The following is a 6,315-nucleotide window of genomic DNA, read 5'->3' on the forward strand; positions in this document are numbered from 1 at the left end:
CCGCCGCGACGAACACCGCCGCGTCCGCCGGCAAAAGGTTTTCGACCGCATCCTTCATCTCGGCCGCGGTTTCGACATGCGTGGTCGTGACCCCGGCCGGGTCGGCGATGGTGACCGGACCGGAAACCAGCCGGACATCGGCGCCGAGCTTTGCCAGCGCCGCGGCGATCGCATGCCCCTGCTTGCCGGACGAGCGATTGGCGATGTAGCGCACCGGATCGATCGGCTCATGCGTCGGCCCCGAGGTGACGATGATCCTGCGGCCCGAAAGCGGCTTCGGCTTCTCATCGAGCATGGCCTCAATGGCCGCGACGATCTCCAGCGGCTCGGCCATGCGGCCCTCGCCGGCCTCGTTGCTTTCCGCCATCTCGCCCCTGGCGGGGCCGACAAAGGCGATGCCGTCCTTCTGCAAGGTCACCCGGTTGCGGCGCGTCGCCGGATGCGACCACATTTTCGGATTCATCGCCGGCGCCATCAGCACCTTCTTGTCGGTGGCCAAAAGCACCGTCGAGGCGAGGTCGTTGGCATGGCCGTTGGCGAGCTTCGCCATCAGATCGGCGGTGGCTGGCGCCACCACAAGCAGGTCGGCCTCGCGCGACAGTCTGATATGGCCGACATCGTGCTCGTCATTACGGTCGAACAGCTCGGTGAAGACGTGATCGGCCGAAAGCGCGCCGACCGAGAGCGCGGTGATGAATTCCTGCGCCGCGGCCGTCATGACAACCCGGACGGAAGCACCCCGCTCGCGCAAGCGCCTGATCAGGTCGAGCGCCTTGTAGGCGGCGATGCCGCCGCCGATGATGAGCAGGATGCGTCTGCCGTAGAGCGTTCCCCGAACCGATGGTTTGCCGGATCCGGCAGAGGCGGGCGTCGCTTGTTGGCCGGGTCCGGTCAGCGCGCGCAGCGTCTTCTCGATCTGGTCGATGCGGTCGGCCTGCCCTGCCCGGCCTTCAACCGCCGCGCGGATCATCGCCCGCGCCTGCTCCTCCATCGAGCAGCCATTTTCGGCCGCCAGTTGCCGCAGCAGGTCCTTGACCTCGTCGTCAAGGTTGCGGATCGTGATGCTGGCCATGTGATTGCATCCGCTTCAAACTGGTGTCAGCAATGATAGCAATGCAATCAAATCACGGCAAGGCGGGCGGCGTTCAGAAGATCCGCCAAGCGATATAGATCAGCGTCAGCGCGATCACCCACAGCGCCACGCGGCCGGAGCGGGTATGGCGGGCTTCGGCCTTGCCGATGGCGCGCGCGGTCGCCTCGTCGAATCGCAGTCCATGTTCGGCCATCAGGTCGATTTCGCGCGACAGCCGCTCGGTACGGGCGGCAATATCCGGCGCTTGCCTTGCCAGCGCCACCAGCGCCTTGCCGGCGTCGCGAGCGTCGGTCAGCATTCCGCGCGGACCGAGATTGCCGGCGATCCAGTCGCTGACCACCGACTCCGACGTCTTCCACATGTTGAAGGCCGGATCGAGCGTGCGGGCGACGCCTTCGACGACGACCATGGTCTTTTGCAGCAGGATCAGTTCCGGTCGCGTCGCCATGTCGAAAAGTTCGGTGACCTCGAACAGAAGGGTCAAGAGCTTGGCCATCGAAATGGTGTCTGCCGATTGGCCATGGATCGGCTCGCCGATGGCGCGGATCGCCTGCGCGAAAGCCTCGACATTGTGCTGGCGCGGCACATAGCCGGCCTCGAAATGCACCTCGGCGACGCGCTGATAATCGCGAACGATGAAGCCGTAGAGGATCTCGGCTAGGAAACGCCGCTCCTTCTTGCCGAGCCTGCCGGCGATGCCGAGATCGACGGCGACGATGGTGCCGTCCGCCTCGACGAACAGATTGCCCGGATGCATGTCGGCATGGAAGAAGCCGTCGCGCAGCGTGTGCCTGAGGAACGACTGGATGAGATTGGCGGCGATCGCCTTGAGATCGTGACCTGCGGCGGCAAGGCCGACCAGATCGTTCATCTTGATGCCGTCGATCCACTCCATGGTGATCACGTCGCGGCCGGTCCGCTCCCAATCGACCGCGGGCACGCGGAAGCCCGGATCGTCTTTCGTGTTTTCACCGAGCTCTGAAAACGCGGCCGCCTCGAGCCGCATGTCCATTTCGACCTTGGTGGTCTGCGCCAGCGTTTGGGTCACCTCGATTGGCCGCAGTCGGCGCGACGAGGGAATGTATTTCTCCTGCAGGCGAGCGGCGAGGAAGTAGCTCTCGAGATCCTGGAAGAAGCGATGGCGCACGCCGGGCCGGATGACCTTCACCGCCACCCGTGAAGCCTTCCCGTCGCGAACGACTTCGGCGCCGTGCACCTGGGCGATCGAAGCAGCCGCAACCGGCTCTCCGAGGCTGGCATAGAGATCGTCGATCTTGCGCCCGAGCGAGGCCTCGATCGCCGCGATCGCCTCCGCTTTTGGGAAGGTGTGCATCTTGTCCTGCAGCAGGGCGAGGTCGACCGCCATGTCGTTGCCGACGACGTCCGGCCGCGTCGCCAGGAACTGCCCGAGCTTGACGTAGGATGGACCCAGTCGCACCACCGCCTGCGCCAGCCGGTCGCCGCGCTGGTGGGCGAGCGCGCGGCGGCGGGCGAGCACACGTGCGAGCCGCCAGCCGAGCTTCGGCATGCCGGAAAGCTCTTCTCCGGGCAGCGCCGCGACGACGCCTTCGCGGACCAGCACCCAGCCGGCCCTTGCGAGCCTGAAACCAGCCCCGACGGTAGTCATCGCTGCGCTTGCCTCAAAGCTTCCAGCCCGAATGAAGCGCGGCGATGCCGCCGGAATAGTTGCGGAAAGTGACGCGGTCGAAGCCCGCGCGGGTGATCATGGAAGCAAAATTCGCCTGGTTGGGGAACTTGCGGATCGATTCGACCAGGTAGGAATAGGGTTCACCATCGCCTGTCACCGCCTTGCCGATTTTCGGGATCGCGTTGAAGGACCAGGCCTCGTAGACCTTGTCGAGCAGCGGCATGTCGACCTCGGAAAACTCCAGGCAAAGCAAGCGCCCGCCGCGCTTCAGCACGCGGAAGGCTTCGCTCAGCGCCACATCGATGCGCGGCACGTTGCGGATGCCGAACGCGATCGTATAGGCGTCGAACGTTTCGTCCTCGAAGGGCAGCGCCTCGGCATTGGCCTCGACGAAAACGGTATTTTCCGAGAGGCCTTTCTTATCGGCCCTGTCGCGGCCGACTTCGAGCATCGAGCCGTTGATGTCGAGCACCGTGGCGTGCGCCTGGCGCTGGCTTGCCTCGATGATGCGGAAGGCGATGTCGCCCGTGCCGCCGGCGACGTCGAGCACCTTCCAGCCCGGACGCTTGGGCGGATTGAGCCACGCGACCATCGCGTCCTTCCACAGCCGGTGCAACCCGCCCGACATGAGATCGTTCATGAGGTCGTATCGATTGGCCACCTTATGGAAGACATCGTTGACGAGGGACTGCTTGTCGCCTGCGCCCACCTTCCTGAAACCATAGGAAGTTTCCATGCCACCCGCGGCCGTGGTTCTCTCAACTGACATTATTTTGATCCGCCATAAAACCGGCGGGACCATAGCCGATCGATGGGGCCGGCGCTATTGTCCGAGGCGCGGTTTTCGGCCGCGCCTTCAAAACGGGTTCGGGCAGGATTTCGCATGATTTTCCGCTCGGAATCGGCGCGAGGACAGAATACCGGACGGGATGGCCGCATGATTTTGAAAGCCGAATTGCACTGCCACATCGAAGGGGCAGCGGCGCCCGACATTGTCGTCGGCCAGGCCCGCAAATACGGCAAGGACCCCTCGCCCTATATCCAGAACGGCTCCTTCGTCTGGCATGATTTCACCTCCTTCCTCGCGGCCTACGACTTTGCCTCCGACCTGTTTCGCACGGAGGAGGACTATGCCCGTCTGACCGACCACTACCTCACCAGTCTCGCCCGCGACGGCGCGATCTATTCGGAGATCTTCACCTCGCCGGACCATGCCAGGAAGGCCGGTCTCTCGCCCAAGGCCTATACGGACGCGCTCGGCGAAGGCATGGCCCGCGCCAAGGCCAGGACGGGCATCGAGGGGCGCATGATCGTCACCGGCGTGCGCCATGCCGGCGTCGAGGCGATCGAGCAGGCGGCGCGCTTCGCGGCCCGCTGCGGCCATCCCCTGGTGACCGGTTTTGGCGTTGCCGGCGATGAGCGGATCGGCGATTTCGAGGATTATGTGCGGGCATTCGAGATCGCGCGCGAGGCAGGCCTCGGCGTCACCATCCACGCCGGAGAGTTGATGGGATGGGAAAGTGTCAAGGCAGCGCTGGACCACATCCGCCCATCGCGCATCGGCCATGGCGTGCGCGCCATCGAGAATCCGGACCTCGTCCGCCGTATCGCCGATCAGGGCGTGGTGCTGGAATGCTGCCCCGGCTCCAACATCGCGCTCAAGGTTTTCGCAAGCTTCGCCGAGCATCCCTTCCCGGCGCTGCGCGCCGCCGGCTGCAAGGTGACGCTCAACTCCGACGACCCGCCCTATTTCTGGACCTCCCTGAAGCGCGAATACGATATCGCCGCCGAGCATTTCGCGATGGACGACAAGGCGCTCACCGCCGTGACCAGGACGGCCATAGAGGCGGCCTTCGTCGACCGGAAGACCAAAGCGATGCTGCTAGGCCGGTTGGACGTGAAGGTGCGGTGAGAAGGGAATAGTGAGTAGTCAGTAGTGATTGATTTGGCCGTGGGCGCATCGCGCGGTTGAAGGCTGGCGCTTTCCCTCAGTCAGGGACTCGCAAATCGGCTCACTATTCACTACTCACTATTCACTACCCACTGCGAACCAGTCGGAGCACATCATGCAGGGCGTCACCGTCGTCGACCATCCCCTTGTCCAGCACAAGCTGACCATCATGCGCAAGAAGGAGACCTCGACGGCCGGTTTCCGGCGGCTGCTGCGCGAGATCTCGCTGCTTCTGGGCTACGAGGTCACGCGCAACCTTGAGCTCACCACCACCACCATCGAGACCCCGATCGAGGAGATGGAAGCGCCGACGCTGGAGGGCAAGAAGCTGGTCTTCGCCTCCGTGCTGCGTGCCGGCAATGGCCTGCTCGAAGGCCTGCTCGACCTGGTGCCGGCGGCGCGCGTCGCCCATATCGGCCTCTACCGCGACCACGAGACGCTCGAGGCGATCGAATATTTCTTCAAGGCGCCGAGCGACCTCGCCGATCGGCTGGTGATCGTCGTCGATCCGATGCTGGCGACCGCCAATTCCGCGATTGCGGCGATCGACAAGCTGAAGGGGCGCGGCGCCACCAACATCCGCTTCCTCTGCTTGCTGGCCGCGCCGGAGGGCATCGAACGCTTCACCAAGGCGCATCCGGACGTCCCGATCTTCACCGCTTCGATCGACCGCCAATTGAACGACAAGGGCTACATCATGCCGGGCCTCGGCGATGCCGGCGACCGTATGTACGGAACCAAGTGAGCGCCTTTTCTTAACCGCTCGTTTACGCAAAGATCACGGTTCCATCGCGCGTTAAATCTGAAAACACCATGCCGGCTTAAGGATGCGGCCTTCACGAAGGTCGATCCATGCTGCGCAAGCTTGTCATTCTTGGCGTCTTTGCCGGAACCTCGGCATCGATCCCGATCCTCTACCAATCGAACCCGCAGGCGGTCGAAAGCCTGCTGAAATCGGCGGTCGCGCCCAAACCGGCGGCGCCGGAGGCTCAGCCCAGCGTCAATCTCGCCTCGGTTCCAGCCAGGCCGGCGGCGCCGACGCCGCTTGGCCGCCAGGTGCTGGTCAATGCGGATGAACGTGGTCATTTCACCTCCGCCTTCAAGCTCAACGGCCGCCAGATCGACGGCATGATCGACACCGGCGCGACGCTGGTCGCCATCAACACATCGACGGCGCGCAGGATCGGCATTTCGCTCAACCAGTCGGATTTCAATCAACAGGTGAACACGGCAAACGGCGCCATCAAGGCGGCCGTGGTGACCGTCGAGCGCCTGCAGATCGGCAAGATCTCCATCGACAATGTCCAGGCGGTCGTTCTCGACGACCGGGCGCTGCAAACCAACCTGATCGGCATGAGCTTCCTGCAGCGGCTGCAGAAATACGAGGTCCAGAACGGCGCGCTGCTGCTCGTGCAGTAGATCTGGCCTGAAGCAATTCCAGGAAAAATGTGTAACGGTCAGGCTCGGCGCCTTCGCCGTAGCCTTCCGTCCGGAATTGTGTAGACAAATAGTTATAGCGGCAGGATCCGCCTGAGCACCGTCTTTTCGGCGGACGGCTTCGAGGCGCCGATCGTATAGGCGGAGCGCACCGCTGCGGCGGCAGCCTCGGCATCCGCCTCGGTC

Annotated in this window: 6 protein-coding genes; 3 read left to right on the forward strand and 3 right to left on the reverse strand. The window is 64.1% G+C overall.

Translation table 11 applies throughout. The features are described 5' to 3' along the window. From coaBC to ubiE, 3 genes are all read right to left on the reverse strand, one after another. Positions 1–1,072, reverse strand: a 1,072-nt coding sequence (gene coaBC / locus EOA38_RS24620; protein ID WP_210212983.1) for a bifunctional phosphopantothenoylcysteine decarboxylase/phosphopantothenate--cysteine ligase CoaBC, incomplete at its 3' end; no start/stop codon positions are given. A gap of 73 nt (positions 1,073–1,145) precedes the next feature. Beyond that, the gene (gene ubiB / locus EOA38_RS24625; protein ID WP_126092078.1) at positions 1,146–2,720 is read right to left on the reverse strand and encodes a 2-polyprenylphenol 6-hydroxylase; all 1,575 of its coding nucleotides are present in this window, start codon (positions 2,718–2,720) and stop codon (positions 1,146–1,148) included. A 13-nt stretch (positions 2,721–2,733) separates the two neighbouring features. Then, entirely contained in the window at positions 2,734–3,510 is a 777-nt protein-coding gene (gene ubiE / locus EOA38_RS24630; RefSeq protein WP_126092077.1) for a bifunctional demethylmenaquinone methyltransferase/2-methoxy-6-polyprenyl-1,4-benzoquinol methylase UbiE, read from the reverse strand. A 168-nt stretch (positions 3,511–3,678) separates the two neighbouring features. Here ubiE and EOA38_RS24635 point away from each other — a divergent pair, with 168 nt between their 5' ends. From EOA38_RS24635 to EOA38_RS24645, 3 genes are all read left to right on the forward strand, one after another. Next, complete coding sequence (locus EOA38_RS24635) at positions 3,679–4,653, forward strand: adenosine deaminase (RefSeq protein WP_126092076.1); 975 nt, start codon at positions 3,679–3,681, stop codon at positions 4,651–4,653. Positions 4,654–4,807: 154 nt separating this feature from the next. Further along, positions 4,808–5,437: a uracil phosphoribosyltransferase gene (gene upp / locus EOA38_RS24640; RefSeq protein WP_067002624.1), complete on the forward strand. Its 630-nt coding sequence runs from the start codon at positions 4,808–4,810 to the stop codon at positions 5,435–5,437. Between the two features lie 107 nt (positions 5,438–5,544). Beyond that, positions 5,545–6,111 (forward strand): TIGR02281 family clan AA aspartic protease, encoded by a 567-nt coding sequence (locus EOA38_RS24645; protein ID WP_126092075.1) that lies wholly within the window; start codon positions 5,545–5,547, stop codon positions 6,109–6,111. Positions 6,112–6,315: the final 204 nt, after the last annotated feature.

Source organism: Mesorhizobium sp. M1E.F.Ca.ET.041.01.1.1, from assembly GCF_003997355.1.
GTDB lineage: Bacteria > Pseudomonadota > Alphaproteobacteria > Rhizobiales > Rhizobiaceae > Mesorhizobium.

Excerpts from the sequence above, each read along its gene's own strand:
- EOA38_RS24635 (WP_126092076.1), top strand. The coding sequence starts at position 3,679 with ATGATTTTGAAAGCCGAATTGCACTGCCACATCGAAGGGGCAGCGGCG.
- ubiB (WP_126092078.1), bottom strand. The coding sequence starts at position 2,720 with ATGACTACCGTCGGGGCTGGTTTCAGGCTCGCAAGGGCCGGCTGGGTG.
- EOA38_RS24645 (WP_126092075.1), top strand. The coding sequence starts at position 5,545 with ATGCTGCGCAAGCTTGTCATTCTTGGCGTCTTTGCCGGAACCTCGGCA.
- ubiE (WP_126092077.1), bottom strand. The coding sequence starts at position 3,510 with ATGTCAGTTGAGAGAACCACGGCCGCGGGTGGCATGGAAACTTCCTAT.
- upp (WP_067002624.1), top strand. The coding sequence starts at position 4,808 with ATGCAGGGCGTCACCGTCGTCGACCATCCCCTTGTCCAGCACAAGCTG.